The sequence below is a fragment of the Algoriphagus sp. CAU 1675 genome, from assembly GCF_029222925.1.
Taxonomy (GTDB): Bacteria; Bacteroidota; Bacteroidia; order Cytophagales; family Cyclobacteriaceae; genus Algoriphagus.
The window spans coordinates 224,050-244,157 of sequence record NZ_JARHUI010000006.1 but is presented as its reverse complement, the minus strand read 5'-3'; the positions used below and the strand labels follow the sequence as shown (position 1 = coordinate 244,157).

The following is a 20,108-nucleotide window of genomic DNA, read 5'->3' as shown; positions in this document are numbered from 1 at the left end:
GCCCTAAAACAGAAAGAGGGAAGAAATTCCTTAGAATTTTTCCCTCTTCATGACTTGAAAATCGTAGTCCTCAAACCATGCCAAGCTACAGTTATTGTGACTATCATCCAGTTTCCCGGAATCATAACCTTAGGTCTTAAAATCTCACTCTTTAATATTTCAATTAAGAGCTATAGAAAATACTACTTCTGCGGATTAACCCGTCTCAGATAAGCATACTAAGATGCCGAACCCTTCATAGTTTATCATCAATTTTTCAACCTTAGTCCGGAAGCTTATTTCCGGCCTTTTATCTCTTACTTGGTATGTATAAAGTTGGCTAAATCATGGCTTTTTTGCAAATTTTGAGCAGGTTATTTTTACTGATTTTTTCCCACAAAATCGACTGATAAAAACACAGGTTATAAACAAAAAATCAATGGTTTGTGAACATTTTATCAACAAAAATTCAAGAAATCCTTTTTAAAAAATCCGACACAGTGAACTTCTAACAATTATAGGCTTTTGTTAAGAAATAACCATCTTCCCAAAATCGTTTTCCCAATTATCAGATCTGGGGAATTTTAGTAATTTCAATTTCTGTTCCCGAACCTTAATTATGCCTGTTTCTGAAATTTCCGTTCTAACTCTTCAAAATTTCAATCCTTTTTCCCAAAAGCACTATCGGGTACTGTTAAATTTTATTCTGAAAATAAGCTTGGTTCTTTTCTGTTTTCTGGGCCATCAGAACACTTTTGGCCAGGAGCAGTCTATAGATAGGGTTTCTTTTCCTGAAAAATCGCCAGTTGTATTTTTGAATGACACACTTTTCATGATCAGTGAACAAATAGGAGCATTTTCCCCTGCTGATCGGGCACAAATTTTCAGTTCAAAACTCAATCAACTTCTGGAGAAAAACGAATTCGACACGACTTCGCTCAAAATAAAAAAATCAGATCATGGCTATGAGATTTTCCATTCGGAATTAGCCTTGGGCAGCGTGACCCTTGAGGATGCAATAGCAGCTGAAAAAGGGGAACTGGAGTTAGCCTCAGAATATCTGAAAGCCATTAAATCCGCCTATGCACAAAAGAACGAGCAGCGTACTTTCACCCAACAATTGACAAGGACAGGAATCCTAATAGGGGTTTTTGTTTTGGTAATTATTCTGGTTCGACTGATCAACAATGGACTCAACAAATTGATTGATTACAGCCTAAGTAGATGGCACAGATTTTTCCATGGAATCAGTATAAAAAACTTTGAATTGCTTTCGGCTGAAAAAGAGGAAAGACTGTTAAAATCCCTTTTCAATTTTGTGAAGGTCTTGATCATCATCATCCTCCTGTATCTTGCATTGCCGATCATGTTCAGCATTTTTCCTTCAACAAAAGGAATAGCCCACACACTTCTTGGCTACATAACCAATCCGGTCAAGTCCATATTAAATTCCTTCTTCGGATATATCCCAGAGCTTTTTATGATTTTGATCGTGGTAACGATCACTTATTATGTAAGAGAGTTCATCAATTTTATTTGTGTTGAAATCGAACAGGAAAACCTCCATATTCCGGGGTTTTATCCGGATTGGGCGAGACCTACCTTCAATCTACTGAAAGTAATTCTCTATGCCTTTTCCTTTATCGTAATTTTTCCATACCTGCCCGGCTCTGACTCCCCTGCATTTCAGGGAGTCAGCGTATTCTTGGGGCTTTTGATCTCCCTAGGCTCTTCTTCAGCAATCAGTAATATCATTGCTGGATTGGTGATAATATACATGAGGGCTTTTAAACTGGGAGATCGGGTAACCATAGGAGACACCACTGGGGATGTAGTGGAAAAAACCATGTTGGTCACTCGCGTTCGAACTATCAAAAACGAAGAAGTCACCATCCCCAATTCTGCAATTCTAAATGGAAAAACCATTAATTATTCTGTAGAGGCAAATGGTCCTGGACTGATCTTACATAGTACCGTCACCATTGGATACGATATACCTTGGAGACAGGTGCACGAGCTTTTGATCAAAGCCGCATCGAAAGTCAATCTTCTCCTCAAAGAGCCAAAACCTTATGTACTGCAAACCAGTTTGGATGACTTTTATGTCAGTTACCAAATCAACGCCTATACCAAAAATCCGGAAAAAGCATCCCTAATTTATTCTGAACTCCATGCGGCTATTCAGGATGCATTCAATGAGGCTGGGGTGGAAATCATGTCTCCCCACTATCGAGCAGAAAGAGACGGAAACCAGATCACCATTCCTCCCACCTACCTTCCAAAAGGATAATAATTACCAAAATACCCAAAATATATCCGTGCCAAATTAATCTCCCAAACCACAAAAATGGCATCAATCATTCAGGCTAGCAGCATTTCCGATTTGAAAGGAATCCTGGACTTACAACAGAAAAACCTGTTACAAAACATCAGTCTTGAAGAGCAAAAAGATCAGGGCTTTGTCCGGGTGGAGCATGATCTGGCAATCCTAAAAAAGCTTAATGACCTGGGAGGCCATATTATTGCAAAGGATGCAGATCAAGTGGTGGCTTATGTATTAGCGATGACCAAGGAATCCAAAGAAGATGTCCCCATGTTAATTCCTATGTTTGAGCAGTTTGACCAAGTAGCCTATAAAGGCAAAAAAGTCTCTGATTTCAATTACATGACCGTTGGCCAAGTCTGTGTGGGAAAGAGCCATCGGGGAAAAGGGCTTTTTTATTCCTGCTATCAGGCGTACCGAAAGGCCTTTGAAGATCAATATGAATTTGCCATCACGGAAATTTCCCTGTCAAACACCCGGTCCTTAAAAGCCCATGAAAAAGTAGGGTTCGAAATCATTCACACTTTTAAGGATGAATACGAAAACTGGGCAATCGTGGCTTGGGATTGGAGATAATCCCGCTTTATTTCAGAGCCAAACGCATCAAATACATGTCAGCCGTCATGTAGAGATATTTTTCCTCCTTATCGAAGGCACAATTTGCGGTCCCTTCTCCGGTTCTGATAGTTCCTAAATGTTTTCCCTCTGGACTGATCACCAATACACCACCGGGTCCTGTCGCAAATAAATTACCCGCTTGATCCACCTTTAAACCATCCGGCAAGCCTTTATTTTCCCCACCCACCAAATTTGTCACATCCAGAAGTATCCTCCCTGAAATCACATTCCCATTATCGTCCAAGTCAAAGGCATAGTATCTCGCCTTCTCGGGATCGGATTGACCAATGTATAGCGTGCGCTCATCCGGGCTGAGCCCTATTCCGTTGGGCCTGCTCAAACTGTCAATCTGAAGGCTCAGACTCCCGTCCAGACCTATCTTGTAAACTCCCTGAAAATCCAATTCTTTCTCATCCCACTCATCCAGCCCATAAGGAGGATCTGTGAAATAAAGCTCCCCTTTGGTGTTGAAAACAAGATCATTGGGGCTGTTGAATTTCTTCCCTTCATATTCCCCAACCAAGATTTCAAATTCAGCTTTTGGATTCTGCAAAGAAGAGTTCATCCGGGCTACCTGACGCTCTCCATGCTGACAGAGAATTAGGTTTCCGTTCAAATCCAATGCAAGTCCATTAGCTCCAGGCTCACGCTTATCGCTTCTTTCTCCCAAATATCCAGAGGGCTCCAGATAAAGACTCAAACTATCTGATTCTGTCCATTTCCATACCTTATTTGCAGGTACATCGGTAAACAGCAAGGCTTGCTCCTCTTCCAACCAAAGAGGTCCTTCAGCCCACTCAAAACCGGAAGCCAATACCTCAATTTTTGACCCTTCGGGAATAAGGCTATTCAAAGCGGGATCCAACCTTTCTATGGAGCCCGTAAAGCCAAAGGGTGGGAGCTCCTCATTAACCTTTGGCGAAGAACAGGCCACTATTCCAAAGGCCAGCAATGATATCAGATTCTTTTTCATGGGGATTTGGGTCAATTGGGTGATCACTTCAATTTCATAAAATTCCCCAAAATCAGGAAACAAGACCCTGATTTTTGGGAAAAACAAAATTTATAAACCGGTAGCTTGGGCTGATCTCCCACGTTCAGACACCAGTTTTTCACGGATATTTAGCTTTCGGAAAGCTTCCAAAGGGGATAACACTCCTCCGGATCTTAACCTAGCTTCTCTTACCAAGGGTCTTACATCGGTTAAAAATGCTTCCTGCAAAACCTCTTGCGCTCCGACCAAATCCCCTCCCATTTGACATTCATGAAGTTTTATTCTGTCAATAAGCAATGCCTTTGCATAGCTGACCGCAATAGCTTCCAAGGCTTGAATCAGATCTTCCAGAGGATCTTTGGTATTGTGGCTTGCATCGATCATCCAGGAGATGCTTTCCCAGGATTGAACCCCGTCTTCACTTCCTCCAATCAGCTCGTTGAAAATCAGAAAAAGCTGATAAGGTTTAACACTTCCTGTACTCAGGTCATCATCCCCATATTTGCTGTCATTGAAGTGAAAACCTGCCAGCATGTTTTGATACATCAGAGTAGCGACGATTTGCTCAATATTGGTATTCGGAAGGTGATGTCCCAAATCCACCAATACTTTTGCCTGCTCTCCCAATTCCCGGCAAAGCAGGGCTGAAGTACCCCAATCCGGAATCACTGTATGGTAAAAGTTAGGTTCGTATGGTTTGTATTCTAAAAGGAGTTTCCAATCACTTGGCAACCCGGAATAAATTTCCTTGAGGGATTGACCAGTCCAATCCAAGGCCTTTCTGATGTTGGCCTGACCTGGAAAATTACTTCCATCCGCCAACCAGACTGTCAAACCCTTACTTCCCAAACTTTTTCCGATTTCAATTACATGAAGATTATGTTCAACTGCTTGTCTTCGGACACTTGGATCAGCATTGCTAAGCGAACCAAACTTATAGCTCAATTCCTGACCATAATCCTGAAAAGTATTGCTGTTCATGGCATCGAAACCAATCCCGAGCTCGGAGGCCTTTTGCTTAATGGCTTTCGGATCCTCAGGAATATCCCAAGGGATATGAAGAGATACCGCATCAGTCTTCTTGGTCAATTGTGCCAACAATCCGATATCTTCCAGCTTCTCATCCAGATTTCTGGGCTCTCCACCAATTGAAAATCTTCCAAAACGGGTACCTCCAGCACCCAATGCCCAACTGGGCACAGCTATTTGAAATTGCTGTATTTTGGCAATCAGTACCTCTACGTCTTTCCCTTCCCAATTCAGTTGATCTGAAAGCCGGTCCCAAGACTTGGAATGCTGGGGATCTATAGTAATAAAAGACTCAAGTTGAGCTTGACTAATTTTCATAATTCCAGATTTAAGATTTTTCGGTTTTGGAATTGATCCAAAAAGGAGCGGTGACAAACCATAAGCCCATCCCAATCGCCATAAACAAATGACAGGAGGATAGCTCCATCTTCCCTAAAAAGTAAAAGACGGAAGGACAAATGGTAAGCACCAAGCCTAGGTAAGAGCCAATTTTAAGTAGCGTTTTCATACAGTTTGGAATTTTGAAAGAGGATATTTAATCCTGGAAAGGACAACAAAAATCAATACGGCGACAAACCATCCCGGCAAGCCCAAGAAGAAGATTTCAACCCCGTAATACAAATTCAGAAATAGGCAGAAACCCAGTGTCAAAATCCAACTCAGGAAGGCTGGCAAACTAAAACCACTTCCTGAATTGAGAGCCTGTTCCTCTTGAAAACCCATTTTCCGGGAAAAATAAAAATCAGCAAAAATCACGGCACCCATAGGCATCAAGAGAAGCCCATATAAGGCCACAAAGTCCAAAAGCTTCATAACTAAAGCAGGGAAGCAAGCCGCCAAACTTGTAATTCCTCCCACAACCGCGGTGATTTTCCAAGTGGAGACTTTTGGGAAAATTGCCTGTAGTGCCAGGCCAGCCCTGTAAATGGTAGGATTTGCTGTAGTCCAGCCAGCCACCACTACACAAACCGCTCCTGCCACTCCCAAGGTTTGATAAGCAATGGCACCGGGCGCAAATTCCTGAGAAGAAGAATCCGCCTGAAGAAATACCGCGTATAAGATTCCAGAGGCAATCCAAGCAAAGAAATGTCCCAAATAAACCCCGGCAAATGAGAAAAACCCATACTTCCAGGACTTGGCATAACGAAGAATGGTTAGGTCTGACATCCCAATATGCATGGCCATGTTACAAAACCAGGCAAAGAATATTACATGCCAGATGGTAAACTTTGACATTCCGGCCAAAGGTATTCCAGTCCAGATCACCTCCTTAGCAGTGGCTATAAAGCCATCAAGGGAAGTCACCCCCAATTGGCTGAGGCCGGTAATTCCGGCAGCCAAAAAAATCAAAATCATCCAGGGAGACATAACATTTGCAAATCGGGCTACCTGATTGTATCCCTGAATTGCCACCAGCGTAATAATCCCTCCCATCAACAAAACAGTCAATACCCAACCGGAAGTCCGAGGCATCCAATCCTGTAAAGTAGGCATTTCCAAATCAAAGGGAATCCCTACGGCGGTTGCAGAAACTGCGATCATGGAGCCGGCCAAAAAACAAAACATCAGGGCATTGACCAGATTGTACCATCTGACCACCTGCTTGCCTGAAATCCGCTCCAATTGATAGTAAAGTGTCATTCTTTTTTTGGTGGCAATAGGCCCTGTAATTAGCCCCCAACTGAGTACTGCCAGTAAATTCCCGATCAACAAACCAAAGATCAAATCCCCTGCACTTACTCCATGGGCAACGAACAAAGGGCCAATCACAAATTCGGTTCCGGCTGTATGCTCACCGGCATACATTCCCAGAAAACTCCTGCTTCCTTTCAGCTTGTTTTCCGGTACAGGCTCCCGTTCGTATTCATTGGTCTCAGCTACGATTTTTTGTATGATAGATTTCTGCATCTTTTCTTAATTTCATTTTAAAAAACCAGAATTGAAGTAATTTCCCTATCCTGCACTATCCTTAAAACCCATATTAACCAAATAACCGAAAAATATTTTGCCAAAAACTCATAGTACCTTAGATTATGGAATAAAGCCATATTTCAGAGAAAAAAATCGAAATCAAAGTACAAACACCAATAAAAATTCATTTACTCACGACAGCACAGGATGCATGAATTTTTGTTTTGATTCAACTTCACAATCCAAACCAGTTAGCCATTAACGATGAATACAAGTTCTAGAAAATTCAACCACGTCAGTTACTTATGGGACGAAGCCAAAGCAGCGGCTTTGGAAGGAAATGAAGTTGATCTCCTCATCTACCGCTCCAATATTTTGGGAGCAGACCTGAGAATCACCAATTATGGAGGGGGTAATACCAGCTGTAAAACCATGGAGCCTGATCCATTGACTGGAGAATCCGTGGAAGTGATGTGGGTTAAGGGCTCGGGGGGTGATATCGGAACCCTTACCAAATCCGGGCTTGCTGGTTTGTATGTGGATAAACTAAGATCCTTAAAAGGCATCTACCGAGGACTTGAATTTGAAGATGAGATGGTAGAGCTTTTCAATCATTGTATTTATGATTTGAAATCAAAAGCTCCATCTATTGACACCCCCTTACATGCTTTTCTTCCTTATAGACACATAGACCATCTGCATCCAGACGCAGCAATTGCTATAGCCGCTTCCAAGGATGGAGAGAAAATCACCAAAGAGCTTTGGAAAGGCGAAATCGCCTGGGTGCCTTGGCAGAGACCTGGATTTGATTTGGGACTAAAACTAAAGCAGGCTCTGGATGACAATCCCGGAATCAGAGGAATCATGCTGGGTGGACACGGATTGTTTACCTGGGGGAATACTGCCTATGAATGCTATATCAACAGCTTGGAAGTAATTGAAAAAGCCTCTTCCTACCTTGCTGAAAATTATGGAGTCAGCAGGCCTGTTTTTGGAGGACAAAAAGTTGAGTCGCTGGATCCGGATGCACGAAAAAGACAGGCGGCTGAAATCGCCCCAATCCTCAGAGGCTTAGCTTCCTCAGAAAAAAGGATGGTCGGGACCTTTACTGATGCACCAGAGGTGCTTCAATTTATCAACAGCCATGATCTGGAAAAACTTGCCCCAATGGGCACTTCTTGTCCAGACCATTTCCTCAGAACTAAAATCAGCCCATTGGTTTTGGATCTACCTGCCGACACAGGCTTTGTCGACACAGATGCACTGAAGAAAAAAATCGGGGAGGCCTTTCAGGCCTACCGGGAAATGTACGCGGACTATTACGAAAAGCACAAGCATCCCAACAGTCCAGCCATGCGAGACCCTAACCCGGTGGTCATTTTATGGCCGGGAGTGGGGATGTTCAGCTATGCTAAAGATAAACAGACCTCCAGGGTAGCAAGTGAGTTTTATATCAATGCCATCAATGTAATGAGAGGAGCTGAAGCTGTTTCTCAATACGTATCACTCCCTTTGCAGGAAGCCTTTGATATAGAATACTGGCTATTGGAAGAGGCCAAGCTTCAGCGCATGCCAAAAGAAAAACCACTTTCCAGAAAAATCGCGCTGATTACTGGAAGTGCAGGAGGAATAGGTAAGGGAATCGCTGAAAAATTCATTCAGGAAGGTGCCTGCGTAGTCATCACAGATATAGATTCCGAACGACTCCATACCACTGAACAGGAGTTTGAAAAAAAATATGGGAAAGACGCATTCCTCGCAGTCCGACTTGATGTCACCAATAAACAAAGCCTTGAAGAGGCAATAGCTGCTTCCTGTCTCAAATTTGGAGGGTTGGATATCATCGTAAACAATGCCGGAATTTCCATCAGCCGCACTTTTGAAGAACATAGTGACCAGGATTGGGAAAAGTTAAACAACATCTTGGTAATGGGACAATACCATGTATCAAAGGCTGGAGTGGAAATTCTCAAGGAACAGGGATTAGGTGGAGACATTGTCAATATTGTAAGCAAAAATGCCCTGGTAGCAGGACCTAAGAACGTAGCCTATGGCACCGCCAAGGCCGCCCAGCTACACATGTCCCGTCTGATGGCCGCCGAACTCGCAGAGGACAAAATCAAAGTGAATGTTGTAAACCCAGACGCTGTAATTGAAAATTCCAATATCTGGGAAGGCGGATGGGCTGAAAACCGCGCCAAAGCCTATGGAATAGAGGTAAAAGACCTTCCGCAATACTATGCAAACCGAACCTTGCTAAAAGAAAGTGTCAAGGTCAGCGATATTGCCAATGCCACTTTTGCTTTCGTCAGCGGGCTTTTGGACAAATCCACCGGAAACATGCTCAATGTCGACGGGGGACTTGCGGCAGCATTCCCTCGATAAGCAAAACCACCCAATAAACCCACGAACCTATGCTTTTGGACAAGTCTGAAAAAATCAACGATTCCCGAACACCGAAATACCTTCAGGTTGTGAATTTGATTCTGGAGGAAATCGATACGGGAAAACTCAAGATCGGTGACAGAATCCCCTCCATCAACGAAACCAGCTTTGACCTACTATTATCCAGGGATACGGTAGAAAAAGCCTACAACGAACTGAAGGACCGGGGAATCATCACTTCAGTAAGAGGTAAGGGCTTTTACATCTGCTCTACCAATATGTCCAACAAGCTCAAGGTATTGTTGCTTTTCAACAAGTTGAGCTCTTATAAAAAGATCATTTATTATTCCATCATAGATACTCTGGGAAGCCAGGCATGCGTGGACCTGCACGTGCACCACTACAACAAAAATGTACTGGAGGAGCTATTGGAGCAACATTTGGGGAAGTATCACTATTATGTGATCGCTCCTCATTTCTTTGATACTGAATCACATCCTGAAACAGCCTGTGACCTCCTCAAAAGAATACCCAATGACAAATTGCTCATCATAGACCGGGCAGTAAAAGGCTTTGAAAACTCATTCGCCGGAGTATATCAGGATTTTGCCAAGGATATTTTCGAGGCTTTGGAGTCTGGTATTATACACTTGAGAAAATACAACCGTCTGATTTTGGTGTTCCCAAAAGGTGATCTTTATCCTGTAGAAATCATGGATGGCTTCAAGCGTTTTTGTTTCTTCCATGATTTCAAAAACCTCATAGTGGATGGTATAGATGATGATGAGCCTCTGGTGGAAGAGGATTGCTATATCGTTCTGTCGGAATCCGATTTGGTGAATATTGTGAAAAAATCAAGAGAGCAATCCTTGCGACTTGGACTGGACATCGGTTTGATCTCCTATAACGACACTCCTCTCAAGGAAATTCTCGCCGACGGTATCACCACAATTTCCACGGATTTTCAACATATGGGCAAACTCATAGCCAATCAAATTTTGGGACATGAGGACAAAATTCCTTTGAAAAACCCATTTAGAATGACCATCAGAAAGTCCCTTTGATTCAACCGAAGCCTTTGCATTATGAGTAAAATCCCGGTTACCGCCATTTTTGACATTGGGAAAACGAATAAAAAATTCTTTCTGTTTGATGAAAATCTGGATGAGGTCTACCACACTTATACAAGACTGCATCCCATTCCGGACGAAGATGGCTTCCCAAGCGAACCTGTTGGGCCACTGAAGGATTGGATGCGGCAGACATTCAAAGAGGCGCTGGAGTTTCCTCAATATGAAATCAAAAGGCTGAATTTTTCGGGACACGGAGCTTCTTTTGTACATGTGGATGAATACGGCAATCCTGCCACTCCGCTCTATGACTACCTGAAACCTTTCCCAAGCGAACTACTGGATCGGTTTTATGAGGAAAACGGAGGAAAAATGTCCTTTTGCAGGGCGACTTCCTCTCCTCCATTAGCCATGCTCAACTCCGGTCTACAGATCTATTTCATCAAATATGCCAAACCGGATTTATTCAAAAAAATCAAGCACAGCCTCCATTTACCCCAATACCTGAGCTTCCTTTTTACAGGAACTATGGTTTCAGACTATACCAGCATAGGCTGCCATACCGGGCTTTGGGATTTTGAGGCTGATGATTACCATGAATGGGTCAAAAGAGAGGGCATTGAGGCTTTGTTGCCTCCTATAGTCCCCGGAAACACTGTGCTCAAAACCACAAAGGAATTTGGAGAAATACCCTGTGGAATAGGAGTTCATGACTCTTCAGGTGCACTTTTGCCTTATCTCCGACAAGAAACCGAACCTTTTGCCCTGCTCTCAACAGGAACTTGGGCCATCAGCATTAACCCATTCAATAAATCTAAACTCAAAAAGAAAGAACTGAAACGAGATTGCCTGCAGTTTCTCAGTATCAGTGGACAACCTATCAAGATTTCCCGCCTCTTTATCGGCGAGGAACACAAATTCCAGGTAGATGAAATGTATTCCCATTGGGACCTTCCGCTAGGCACCTATAAAAAATTACAATTCGATGAATCCCTGTTTGAAAAAGTTCGGAATATCGGACAGAAAAAAATCCATTTTCATTACCTCAAGCCTGAGGATTTTGATTTGGAACAGGCCGAAAAAACGGACTGGAACAGTTTCTCGGATTTTGAAGAAGCCTATTATACTTTCCTTCATGAACTGACCGAAATCCAGGTAGCCTCTTTGGAATTGGTCTTGGATGACACCGGAGTGAAGCGACTCTTTGTGGATGGAGGCTTCAATGCCAATGAGGTATTTCTCGGAATGCTGCGCAAAAAGCTTCCCGCTTTGGAAATCATCCCCAGTGATTTTCCCAACGGTTCCGCATTAGGTGCCGCAATGCTGGTTACAATGACCTAGAAGGCTTAAATTCACTTTCCATGAATTCCATCTCCCCGAACATAGCCCTATTTATACCCTGCTACGTGGACCAGTTTTTCCCAAATGTGGGAATTGCCTCTCTAGAACTTTTGGAAAAACTAGGGTGTAGCGTAACCTACCCCATTGGTCAAACCTGCTGTGGGCAGCCTATGGCAAATTCCGGCTACGAAAGAGACACTGCAGGGACAGCAAGGCATTTTACAGAAATATTCAAGGGTTTTGATTACATCGTTGCTCCTTCAGGAAGTTGTGTCCTTCATGTCAAAGAACATTCTCCAAAGATTGCGGGAATGGAAAAAGAACAGAAAGGAATCCAGGACAAAATCTTCGAACTCACAGAGTTTTTAACCGATGTTCTCAAAGTTGAAAATCTTCAGGGAAGCTATCCGCATCGGGTGGGCTATCATGCATCCTGCCATGGACAAAGGGGACTGCGCTTAGCCTCCAGTTCAGAGTTGCAGGAAGCTCCGTACAACAAAGCACATCACCTTCTGAAAAACCTGAAGGGGCTGGAGTGGGTGGAGCTCAGCCGAAAAGACGAATGCTGTGGCTTTGGAGGGACATTCGCCGTTACAGAGGAGGCTTTATCCATACAAATGGGCAAGGATCGTCTGGAAGACCACCTGAGCCACCAGGTTGAGATTCTCACCGGTGGAGACATGTCCTGCATCATGCACCTGCAGGGAATTGCCAGTCGAAATAGAGAAAATATCAAGTTTAAGCATATCGCCGAAATCCTAAACGAAGCGATCTCATGAGTCATCCCGAAAATGCCAGCGCCTTTTTAAAAGATCAATCCAAAGCAAAATGGCACGATGAGACACTTTGGTTTGTACGGGACAAACGCGACCGGATCAGCAAAACTGTACCTGAATGGGAATCCCTTCGAAACCTAGCTTCCCAGATCAAAGACAATGTCCTTTCCAACCTGGACAACTATCTTGAAGAATTTGAAAAAAACGCATTAAAAAACGGAATCCAGGTCCATTGGGCAAAAGATGCAGAAGAACACAATGCCATCGTTCTGAAAATCCTAAAAGAAAAAAACTGCCCTGCAATTGTCAAAAGCAAATCCATCCTGACCGAAGAGTGCCATCTCAATCCTTATTTGGAAAAAAATGGAATCGAAGTCGTCGATACGGATCTTGGGGAAAGAATCGTACAGTTTCTCAATCAACCCCCAAGTCATATTGTCCTGCCAGCTATTCACCTGAAAAAAGGAGAAATCTCTGAGCTTTTCCACGAAAAATTACAAACGGAGAAAGGCAATGAAGACCCTGAGTACCTTACGCATGCTGCAAGGACACATTTACGGGAAAAATTTTTGGGAGCAAAAGTCGCGATCACTGGTGTAAATTTCGGAGTGGCAGAGACCGGTGAATTCGTAGTTTGCACCAACGAAGGCAATGCAGACATGGGTGTTCATTTGGCGGAAACCCATATTGCCTGCATGGGGATTGAAAAAATTATTCCTCGGAGAAAAGACCTTGGGGTATTTTTACGACTTTTGGCAAGGTCGGCTACTGGCCAACCCATTACCAATTATAATTCCCATTTCAGAAGCCCCGCTACCGGAAAAGAGATTCATTTGGTCTTAGTGGACAATGGGAGGACCGCTCAACTTGCCCGTGAAAAATTCAGAAACTCACTCAAATGTATCCGTTGCGGGGCCTGCATGAATACGTGTCCGATTTATAGAAGAAGCGGAGGATATAGCTATGGCAGTACTGTTCCGGGACCAATCGGCTCCATTTTATCTCCAGGGATAGATCTAAACAAATACAGCAGTTTGCCCTTTGCCTCCACACTCTGTGGAAGCTGCTCGGATGTATGTCCTGTGAAAATCAATATCCACGAGCAGCTTTATGAATGGAGACAGGAAATCACCAAGGCTCAGGGAACGAATGGCAAAAGCCTGAGCATGAAACTGGCAAACGGGATATTCAGGAGTCCACTTGCCTATAGAATTTCAGGTAAGCTGATGCGAATCGCTCTCAAAAACCTCCCAAACAGCCTGATCTATCATCCGATCAATTCTTGGGGAAAAGGCAGAAACCTTCCCGAAACACCCAAAGAGACCTTCAAAGAATGGTATCATAAAAACCGATCATGAGCAGCCGTGAACAAATATTATCAGCCATCAAAGGGATTGAAAGGGAATCAAAGCAGCTTCCTGATATTCCTGAATTTCCCCAAACTGAGAATCTCCAAAAGGTTTTTAAGGACTCCATTCAGGGCAACAAGGGAGAAGTTTTATCTGCTATTGAATTTGAAGAATGGATTGCATCTTTAGGTGACCAAAAAATAATCAGCGTCTCAAGCAGATTTCCAAACCTATCAACTATCAAGCTCCCCTCTGATCCCCATCAACTGAATGACCTGAACCTGGCAATCATTGACGGACAATTTGGAGTATCGGAAAACGGAGCCATTTGGTTAGAAGAGGAAAACCTCAAACTCCGAGCCTTACCTTTTATCACCGAGCATTTGGTGATTGTCTTGGATTCTCAAAAACTGGTTCCTTCCATGCATCAGGCCTATGAATCAATCGGCTCAAAACATTCAGGCTTTGGCCTTTTCATTGCAGGGCCTTCCAAGACTGCGGATATTGAGCAATCACTGGTTATTGGTGCCCATGGTGCAAAAAGTCTAAGGGTAGTGTTACTCTAATTTATTTTTGGGAAAAGACAGCGACCCGGTTCCCTTCAGTATCAAAGAACACACCCATATAGCCAACTTCAGGAGAGATCATCCGCTTTGGATAAAGCAATTTTCCTCCAGCTTCCTCTACACGTCCCAGTTCGACATCGCAATCCTCGGAAGAAAAATAAACCAGAGTTCCTGCTTTTGGGCTGGGTTCATAAAACTCCTTTTGATAAACCAGACTTCCACCCGCTCCTTTTGCGGAGGAGTCCATTGGAAACATAGCCATCTGAAAGTCTCCCAAAACCTGTTTGTTCAGATGGCAATCAAATACTTTTTGGTAAAAAGAAATGGCCCTATCCATGTCCCTGACAGGGATTTCAAAATAAGCTAGAGTGACTGATTTCATATTCAAATTGGTTTTGGTTTTATTTCAGCAAACTCTGGTTTTCCCCTTGAAAAAAATCGATTATACGCGGGTCAGTTTAATTGGGTAAGTTTTGCCTGCATTCCACTGACACACATAAATATTTTCATCTTGGTCTATACAGACATCATGACAATGTTTAAAAACAGGTTCTTTTTGCACCATCAGTTGTAACTCGCCATTCAAATAGGAAGGCTCAGTACCTCCCGGATTGGATACCACCCGGCTATCCCTGTCCAGTATGGTCACAAAACCCGAATTATCCATTTGCTCTAAATATTTGAGTCTGGACCAGCAGACCCCGGCATAGAGATTTTCTCCGTGGATGACTGGTCTGCACACAAAGGCACCCGGTAGAAAAATCGTCTCTAAATATTCTCCATCCAGGGTAAATTGCTTGAAGGAATTGTGTCCTCTCGAAGTACAAAGCAAAGTTGGCTCTTTGCCTCCACGGCTATCTATCGTAATCCCGTGGGCTGTTTTAAACTGGGCATCTCCATGTCCATCTCCTCCAAACTTCCGAATGAAATTCCCATTTTTATCGTATTGCAAAAAAAACTGGGAACCATACCCATCAGCTATATATAAATCACCGTTGGGTGCCACAGCAGTTTCCGTTGGCGTATAGCGCATTTTTTCTGAATAAATCCCTTCACTTACTGGATGGGAAATCTCGCTTACAACTTTTCCGTCCAAAGTGGTTTTTAATACCTTCCCACCATTGTCCACTACCCAGAGATACTCGGCATCCCCTTCATCGACTAAAGTGAGTCCATGGGCAGCTGACAAATTAAGTGTCCAAGTATCCAGGAGCTTTCCTGATTGGTCATAAATAATGACATTGTTTTTGGACTCATCTGTAAGCAGAATCATCCTCCCTTTCCGGTCCATCACCATTTCGTGACAGTTGTTAACCGGCACTTTACTAGGGTCTAGATTGCCCCAAGTGGGATCCAGTTTGTATTTGAAATCGCCGTGACCAAGAATGGTTTCTTGGCGGGCCAAAAGGGATAAATCAGGATTAATGCTCATTGCTAAACCAAAAAGAGAGGAGGTTTGGATAAATTTTCTTCTGGAGTTCATAATAGGGTGATAAGGTTCAAATTAGGTAATTTACCCTAAAACCGGAACCACACAACTCCTCGGATTCCAGCTTCCTTAAGATAAGGAATAAATTCAAAGTCCACATCCTGTTTGAGCATTTCCCAGCCCTTCTTCTCCTCGGTCAGGGATTTTATCTAGCTAAAACCAATACACTTTCCTCATCCCAATGGAGGTACACCCTGTCTCCTTTTTTATACTTTCTGAAAGGATCATCCACTTCCCAGATATCCCCTCCGTTTTTCAGACGAATCTGCAGTGAGTTGTAATGAACTAAAAATCTGGAATCCACCACATGTCCCAAAACCGACCCTTTGGTACGCAACCTCACATCACATGGACGGACAAAGGAATCAAAACGGTCGGGAATCAAATTGATCGGTGAAAAAAGACTGGCTACATAGCGGGTTTGGGGTCCTTGACACAAATCCTGAGAATTTCCCTCCTGTACCATTTCACCTTTTTGAAGAATAATCAAGTTGTCTGTAAGCCGCAGCGCATCATCCAGATCGTGGGTTACAAAAATTACCGTGGTCTCCAGTTCTGTAAACAAGTCCTTCAATTCAGCAATCAACTGGTGTTTTTGGATAGTATCCAAGGAAGAAAAGGGCTCATCCAACAAAAGCACCTCTGGCTCTATGGCGAGGGCTGTGGCAATGGCCACCTTTTGCTGCTGACCACCGGAAAGCTGCCTTGGAAGACGTTCCTTAAAAGCTTCCAAACCCAACTGCCTTAAAAGAGATTCCACCCTACTTTGAGTATAGGCCTTATCATAATGGAGTAAAGGCCGGGCGATATTTTCTGCCACACTGCTATTGGGGTACAAGTGATAGTCCTGATGGATCAATTTGATTTCATCATATCCCGCGACCAACTTCTTTTTGGGCCCAAGAATTTGCTGACCATCCAAAAAAACCTCACCACTGTCCTGTTCCTCCAAACCGGCCATAATTCTCAGCAGGGTACTTTTCCCAGAACCGCTTTCCCCAACAATTGAGACAAACTCCCCTTTTTTCAAGGAAATTGAAAAATTCTGAAGTGCTGTCTGCTGATTGTAGGATTTGGACAGATTTTGGGCGACAAAGTTACTCATGGACAGATTTCTAATTGTACTTTTTGGGGCAATGAGGCAAAGATCAACTCGTAGGAATGATCTGCCAAATCCAGAATCAATTTATCAGGTACATTTCCCAATACTGAAACCGAATTCCACCATTTTTTATTCATATGGTAACCGGGCGTAATCCCTTCATACCGTTCCCTCAATTCTTCTGAGCGCTCTGGATCGCATTTCAAATTGACAAAATCAAAAACCTCCAGGTCCAGAATGGCAAAAATCTTCCCTCCCACCCGGAAACAAAGCGTCTTTGCATCAAAAGGTGTATCCTCGGAAAACCCGGGCTTGGTCATGCAGTGATTGCGAAAAGCATCTAGAGTCATGAAAGGGGATTAGAAGTAAATATTGATTCAGGAGAACACTCCTACAAAATGGAAAAAATTTTGGGGAATTCCTCAGTAAGGGAGCATGAATCCCTTCCCCATAAAACCCTAAAAAACGAAAAATGGAGGACACAATGCATCCTCCACTTTCTTTCCAAAAAATCCTTCTCTTATTCCAAACGCCAAAAAATTCAAAACCATAACTGAACTCAAATGAACAGTTATTTCAACCAATCAACCATCATTTACTTCTAATTTCCGTCTAACTATTTGCAGGCACGGACCACTACAAAGGACCCTTCTCCAAAACCTTCCCGAGGGATTTGAACCATCTTGATGTTTTCAATTTCCCCAAAAATCGTCTGCGTAAAAACCGGTTCCTTGAATCGGGCTTCCTTCAACAGCTCTTTCACATCTTCCACAGAATAAAAATGTGCCTGTCGATAAAAGGTGCTTCGTTTTTTGTTTTTTTCATAGAGCTGACCAACTTGGCTATGTCGGTCTATAAACCCAATTATCAGAGACCCTCCAGGCTTCAAAACCCTATAGGCTTCCTTCAAGGCCCTGTGTATATCATCCAAATGGCAAATTGTCACAAACAGGACAAAATCAAAGGAAATATCCTTGTAGGGAAGACTCTCTGCCTTTGCATCCATCACTTCAATCCCTCTATCAAGGGCTACTATTCTCATATTCTCCGAAGGCTCTACTCCTTCCTTAATGCCTAATTCCATGGCATACCTTCCCGTACCTAATCCTACTTCAATTCCGATCAGGTCCTCGGGTAATTCTTGCATCTGTGAGCGAATAGCATTTATCTCAGTTTGATAGGCATAGGGGTACTTTTCAAACCAAGCTTCATATTCCTCAACATGGGTTTCAAATGGAGATATCGCAGTCATGGCTTTTTGTTTTTTTGTTATCCATCAAATGACAGCTTTTCAGGAAAAAAACCGAATGATTAAAATCACTCTGTCAAGTGATTTTCTGATGTAACACCCTAATTTTCTGAGATAAAAAGAAAATTAGGGCTAAATTATTAAAACTAGTCCCAAGGCCTGGATCCTGAATTATCCATCCTCCCAATATGAAAACAGATATTCTGAACGGTCATCTATCCGAAAGTCTAGACAGACTTGAAGTCTATCTTCAGGAATATGTGGAAAATGATCAGGAAGAAGCCCTCCACCAACTCAGGGTTGAGATCAAAAAAATCAAAGCTGTGCTGGGCTTTGCCAAAGAGGTATTTGAGAAAAACTATAGCTGCTTCAAACTCAAGTATCTTTTTGATAAGGCGGGAAAAATCCGGGAAATCCAAATCAACAAGCAGCTTCTAGAGAAAATCGGAGGGGAAACCAGCCGACTTTTTAACCAACTGACCCAAAGAGAAAACACCCTTCGAAATCAATTTTTAAAGGCTGCCCCTAGATATGTGGCTAATCTTCATAATTTCAAGCAAAAACTTCAACTTCCTCCCCATTTACCAGAGTTGTACCATATTCAGGATTACTTTAAGAAAAAAGAAAAAAAGGCCGAGGAATTATTAATCCAAAAGGATAGGGAAAAGCTTCATGGATACAGGATCCAAATCAAGAAAATGATGTATGTCTATGAATTCCTCCCTTCCAAAATTCAAAAAGAACTGAACATCCAGCCTGAAAAAATAAACAAGCTGCAAAAGCGTCTGGGGAAATGGCATGACACTTTTGCAGCTATTGAATTTCTCACTGAATTAAATTTCAAGAATAGCAACCCTGGAATTATGGCACATCTCAAAATCAAGGAGCAAAAGCAATTTGAGAAGTTTTTCGCCGACTGATTCCGGGCTGATTATGCTTTATTTTCTCCAGGATTTGATCAGCCCCGGCAACATCACCAAAGCAATGATCATCAAGCCAAAGGTCTCCCTGGCCTCTTCCATCTGAGGGGTTTTCATGGCTAGATTTTTCTGTTCCAATTCTTTGGAAACCCATCCAGTCACGGAGTCCGGCCAATAATAGACCGCTCCAATCAAACAGGCTACGACCAGAATGGTCAGAGGGATTTTAGGAAAAATCCCACGAATACCTAATAGACAAAATATGATTGCAACGGCGTAGATGCTTACCCAAACTTCAGGGTCGGGATCGTTGAACTGCCAATAAGCAAATAGAACAAAAAACAGGATCCAAAGTCCGTAGAATAGTTTATTGAATTTCATAGGTCAGGGGAATTAAATATTGTTAGTCAAAGAAATGGATCAGGCTACATCCACACAACCGTGATAATAACCAGGAGCAACTTTATATCCTCTATAGTCCGCCATAACTTCCTTGACAGTCGTAAAACCAAAAATGGTCTGAGACCTCATCAAATTGAAGAATTTCTTTTCCTCCTCCTTGTCGGACCTCCCCAAATCAAGCAGGATTTTCTCTCTTTCTTTCTGATCGACACTCAGGAAACCTTTGCCATCCAGTAAAGCCAATTGGGATTTGATCAATTCCTGATCTTCTTTCTCGTAGCATTTCTCAAAAAGCTTGATCAGAAACTTATCGGTACCAGTACTCAAAGCTCCAATGGGTCGGGCTTCCGGGGATGGAGTTTTGGGAGGTAATCCCTCAGGAATAAAAGTATCCGCTATAGCTGCAATTAACTGTTCCTCTTTAAATGAAAAGAAACCATTATGGGTCAGATGATCCACTATTTGCCACTTCCAGTCAGCCAAAACCAATCCTGCGATTCCAACCCCAGCAGCACCAAGAATTTTTAGAGATTTTCTACGATCCATGGGTTTATCGGTCAATTAAGATTTCAATATAAGTTTTTCCAGATATTTCAACCACAGCA

General features: G+C 42.8%; 20 protein-coding genes. 9 read left to right on the top strand and 11 right to left on the bottom strand.

Going from position 1 to position 20,108, the window contains the following annotated elements:
- Positions 1 to 811: 811 nt before the first annotated feature.
- Positions 812 to 2,269, top strand: coding sequence for a mechanosensitive ion channel family protein (locus P2G54_RS14985; RefSeq protein WP_275872357.1), 1,458 nt, complete (start codon positions 812 to 814; stop codon positions 2,267 to 2,269).
- A 57-nt stretch (positions 2,270 to 2,326) separates the two neighbouring features.
- Positions 2,327 to 2,878: a GNAT family N-acetyltransferase gene (locus P2G54_RS14980; protein ID WP_275872356.1), complete on the top strand. Its 552-nt coding sequence runs from the start codon at positions 2,327 to 2,329 to the stop codon at positions 2,876 to 2,878.
- A gap of 7 nt (positions 2,879 to 2,885) precedes the next feature.
- On the opposite strand, the gene P2G54_RS14975 is transcribed toward P2G54_RS14980, so the two are convergent.
- The 4 genes from P2G54_RS14975 to P2G54_RS14960 all read right to left on the bottom strand — a co-directional run bounded on the left by P2G54_RS14975 (position 2,886) and on the right by P2G54_RS14960 (position 6,851).
- On the bottom strand, positions 2,886 to 3,893 hold the full coding sequence (locus P2G54_RS14975) for an SMP-30/gluconolactonase/LRE family protein (RefSeq protein ID WP_275872355.1): 1,008 nt from the start codon (positions 3,891 to 3,893) through the stop codon (positions 2,886 to 2,888).
- 90 nt (positions 3,894 to 3,983) lie between these two features.
- Complete coding sequence (locus P2G54_RS14970; RefSeq protein WP_275872354.1) at positions 3,984 to 5,261, bottom strand: TIM barrel protein; 1,278 nt, start codon at positions 5,259 to 5,261, stop codon at positions 3,984 to 3,986.
- A gap of 10 nt (positions 5,262 to 5,271) precedes the next feature.
- The gene (locus P2G54_RS14965) at positions 5,272 to 5,451 is read right to left on the bottom strand and encodes a hypothetical protein (RefSeq protein ID WP_275872353.1); all 180 of its coding nucleotides are present in this window, start codon (positions 5,449 to 5,451) and stop codon (positions 5,272 to 5,274) included.
- Positions 5,448 to 6,851 (bottom strand): hypothetical protein, encoded by a 1,404-nt coding sequence (locus P2G54_RS14960; RefSeq protein WP_275872352.1) that lies wholly within the window; start codon positions 6,849 to 6,851, stop codon positions 5,448 to 5,450. The genes P2G54_RS14965 and P2G54_RS14960 overlap by 4 nt, the downstream gene beginning before the upstream one ends.
- Positions 6,852 to 7,118: 267 nt before the next feature.
- Between P2G54_RS14960 and P2G54_RS14955 the strand changes: the two genes are divergently transcribed.
- From P2G54_RS14955 to P2G54_RS14930, 6 genes are read left to right on the top strand one after another with little or no spacing between them, the layout of a single operon-like run.
- Complete coding sequence (locus P2G54_RS14955; RefSeq protein ID WP_275872351.1) at positions 7,119 to 9,239, top strand: bifunctional aldolase/short-chain dehydrogenase; 2,121 nt, start codon at positions 7,119 to 7,121, stop codon at positions 9,237 to 9,239.
- 29 nt (positions 9,240 to 9,268) lie between these two features.
- Positions 9,269 to 10,303, top strand: coding sequence for a GntR family transcriptional regulator (locus P2G54_RS14950; protein ID WP_275872350.1), 1,035 nt, complete (start codon positions 9,269 to 9,271; stop codon positions 10,301 to 10,303).
- Between the two features lie 21 nt (positions 10,304 to 10,324).
- A complete protein-coding gene (locus tag P2G54_RS14945) occupies positions 10,325 to 11,650 on the top strand; it encodes an FGGY family carbohydrate kinase (RefSeq protein WP_275872349.1) in 1,326 nt (441 codons plus the stop codon).
- Positions 11,651 to 11,670: 20 nt separating this feature from the next.
- Entirely contained in the window at positions 11,671 to 12,429 is a 759-nt protein-coding gene (locus P2G54_RS14940; protein ID WP_275872348.1) for a (Fe-S)-binding protein, read from the top strand.
- A complete protein-coding gene (locus P2G54_RS14935; RefSeq protein WP_275872347.1) occupies positions 12,426 to 13,784 on the top strand; it encodes a lactate utilization protein B in 1,359 nt (452 codons plus the stop codon). Before P2G54_RS14940 ends, P2G54_RS14935 begins: the two co-directional genes overlap by 4 nt.
- Positions 13,781 to 14,341: an LUD domain-containing protein gene (locus P2G54_RS14930; RefSeq protein ID WP_275872346.1), complete on the top strand. Its 561-nt coding sequence runs from the start codon at positions 13,781 to 13,783 to the stop codon at positions 14,339 to 14,341. The genes P2G54_RS14935 and P2G54_RS14930 overlap by 4 nt, the downstream gene beginning before the upstream one ends.
- Position 14,342: 1 nt before the next feature.
- Here P2G54_RS14930 and P2G54_RS14925 read toward each other — a convergent pair whose 3' ends face one another.
- The 5 genes from P2G54_RS14925 to P2G54_RS14905 all read right to left on the bottom strand — a co-directional run bounded on the left by P2G54_RS14925 (position 14,343) and on the right by P2G54_RS14905 (position 18,184).
- Positions 14,343 to 14,723 carry a VOC family protein gene (locus P2G54_RS14925; protein ID WP_275872345.1) on the bottom strand — a complete coding sequence of 127 codons (381 nt, stop codon included), beginning with the start codon at positions 14,721 to 14,723 and terminating at the stop codon, positions 14,343 to 14,345.
- Positions 14,724 to 14,783: 60 nt separating this feature from the next.
- A complete protein-coding gene (locus tag P2G54_RS14920) occupies positions 14,784 to 15,824 on the bottom strand; it encodes a 6-bladed beta-propeller (protein ID WP_275872344.1) in 1,041 nt (346 codons plus the stop codon).
- A 151-nt stretch (positions 15,825 to 15,975) separates the two neighbouring features.
- The gene (locus P2G54_RS14915) at positions 15,976 to 16,935 is read right to left on the bottom strand and encodes an ABC transporter ATP-binding protein (RefSeq protein ID WP_275872343.1); all 960 of its coding nucleotides are present in this window, start codon (positions 16,933 to 16,935) and stop codon (positions 15,976 to 15,978) included.
- Positions 16,932 to 17,282, bottom strand: coding sequence for an MmcQ/YjbR family DNA-binding protein (locus tag P2G54_RS14910; RefSeq protein ID WP_275872342.1), 351 nt, complete (start codon positions 17,280 to 17,282; stop codon positions 16,932 to 16,934). Before P2G54_RS14910 ends, P2G54_RS14915 begins: the two co-directional genes overlap by 4 nt.
- Positions 17,283 to 17,548: 266 nt before the next feature.
- A complete protein-coding gene (locus tag P2G54_RS14905; protein ID WP_275872341.1) occupies positions 17,549 to 18,184 on the bottom strand; it encodes a class I SAM-dependent methyltransferase in 636 nt (211 codons plus the stop codon).
- Positions 18,185 to 18,369: 185 nt separating this feature from the next.
- Between P2G54_RS14905 and P2G54_RS14900 the strand changes: the two genes are divergently transcribed.
- Positions 18,370 to 19,101 carry a CHAD domain-containing protein gene (locus tag P2G54_RS14900; protein WP_275872340.1) on the top strand — a complete coding sequence of 244 codons (732 nt, stop codon included), beginning with the start codon at positions 18,370 to 18,372 and terminating at the stop codon, positions 19,099 to 19,101.
- A gap of 18 nt (positions 19,102 to 19,119) precedes the next feature.
- On the opposite strand, the gene P2G54_RS14895 is transcribed toward P2G54_RS14900, so the two are convergent.
- Together P2G54_RS14895 and P2G54_RS14890 are read right to left on the bottom strand one after the other, a co-directional pair.
- Positions 19,120 to 19,482 (bottom strand): transmembrane 220 family protein, encoded by a 363-nt coding sequence (locus P2G54_RS14895; RefSeq protein ID WP_275872339.1) that lies wholly within the window; start codon positions 19,480 to 19,482, stop codon positions 19,120 to 19,122.
- A 39-nt stretch (positions 19,483 to 19,521) separates the two neighbouring features.
- Positions 19,522 to 20,049: a gluconate 2-dehydrogenase subunit 3 family protein gene (locus tag P2G54_RS14890; RefSeq protein ID WP_275872338.1), complete on the bottom strand. Its 528-nt coding sequence runs from the start codon at positions 20,047 to 20,049 to the stop codon at positions 19,522 to 19,524.
- Between the last annotated feature and the right edge of the window lie 59 nt (positions 20,050 to 20,108).

Coding starts and splice junctions, on each gene's coding strand:
- P2G54_RS14985 (WP_275872357.1), top strand. CDS start 812: ATGATCAGTGAACAAATAGGAGCATTTTCCCCTGCTGATCGGGCACAA.
- P2G54_RS14980 (WP_275872356.1), top strand. CDS start 2,327: ATGGCATCAATCATTCAGGCTAGCAGCATTTCCGATTTGAAAGGAATC.
- P2G54_RS14975 (WP_275872355.1), bottom strand. CDS start 3,893: ATGAAAAAGAATCTGATATCATTGCTGGCCTTTGGAATAGTGGCCTGT.
- P2G54_RS14970 (WP_275872354.1), bottom strand. CDS start 5,261: ATGAAAATTAGTCAAGCTCAACTTGAGTCTTTTATTACTATAGATCCC.
- P2G54_RS14965 (WP_275872353.1), bottom strand. CDS start 5,451: ATGAAAACGCTACTTAAAATTGGCTCTTACCTAGGCTTGGTGCTTACC.
- P2G54_RS14960 (WP_275872352.1), bottom strand. CDS start 6,851: ATGCAGAAATCTATCATACAAAAAATCGTAGCTGAGACCAATGAATAC.
- P2G54_RS14955 (WP_275872351.1), top strand. CDS start 7,119: ATGAATACAAGTTCTAGAAAATTCAACCACGTCAGTTACTTATGGGAC.
- P2G54_RS14950 (WP_275872350.1), top strand. CDS start 9,269: ATGCTTTTGGACAAGTCTGAAAAAATCAACGATTCCCGAACACCGAAA.
- P2G54_RS14945 (WP_275872349.1), top strand. CDS start 10,325: ATGAGTAAAATCCCGGTTACCGCCATTTTTGACATTGGGAAAACGAAT.
- P2G54_RS14940 (WP_275872348.1), top strand. CDS start 11,671: ATGAATTCCATCTCCCCGAACATAGCCCTATTTATACCCTGCTACGTG.
- P2G54_RS14935 (WP_275872347.1), top strand. CDS start 12,426: ATGAGTCATCCCGAAAATGCCAGCGCCTTTTTAAAAGATCAATCCAAA.
- P2G54_RS14930 (WP_275872346.1), top strand. CDS start 13,781: ATGAGCAGCCGTGAACAAATATTATCAGCCATCAAAGGGATTGAAAGG.
- P2G54_RS14925 (WP_275872345.1), bottom strand. CDS start 14,723: ATGAAATCAGTCACTCTAGCTTATTTTGAAATCCCTGTCAGGGACATG.
- P2G54_RS14920 (WP_275872344.1), bottom strand. CDS start 15,824: ATGAACTCCAGAAGAAAATTTATCCAAACCTCCTCTCTTTTTGGTTTA.
- P2G54_RS14915 (WP_275872343.1), bottom strand. CDS start 16,935: ATGAGTAACTTTGTCGCCCAAAATCTGTCCAAATCCTACAATCAGCAG.
- P2G54_RS14910 (WP_275872342.1), bottom strand. CDS start 17,282: ATGACTCTAGATGCTTTTCGCAATCACTGCATGACCAAGCCCGGGTTT.
- P2G54_RS14905 (WP_275872341.1), bottom strand. CDS start 18,184: ATGACTGCGATATCTCCATTTGAAACCCATGTTGAGGAATATGAAGCT.
- P2G54_RS14900 (WP_275872340.1), top strand. CDS start 18,370: ATGAAAACAGATATTCTGAACGGTCATCTATCCGAAAGTCTAGACAGA.
- P2G54_RS14895 (WP_275872339.1), bottom strand. CDS start 19,482: ATGAAATTCAATAAACTATTCTACGGACTTTGGATCCTGTTTTTTGTT.
- P2G54_RS14890 (WP_275872338.1), bottom strand. CDS start 20,049: ATGGATCGTAGAAAATCTCTAAAAATTCTTGGTGCTGCTGGGGTTGGA.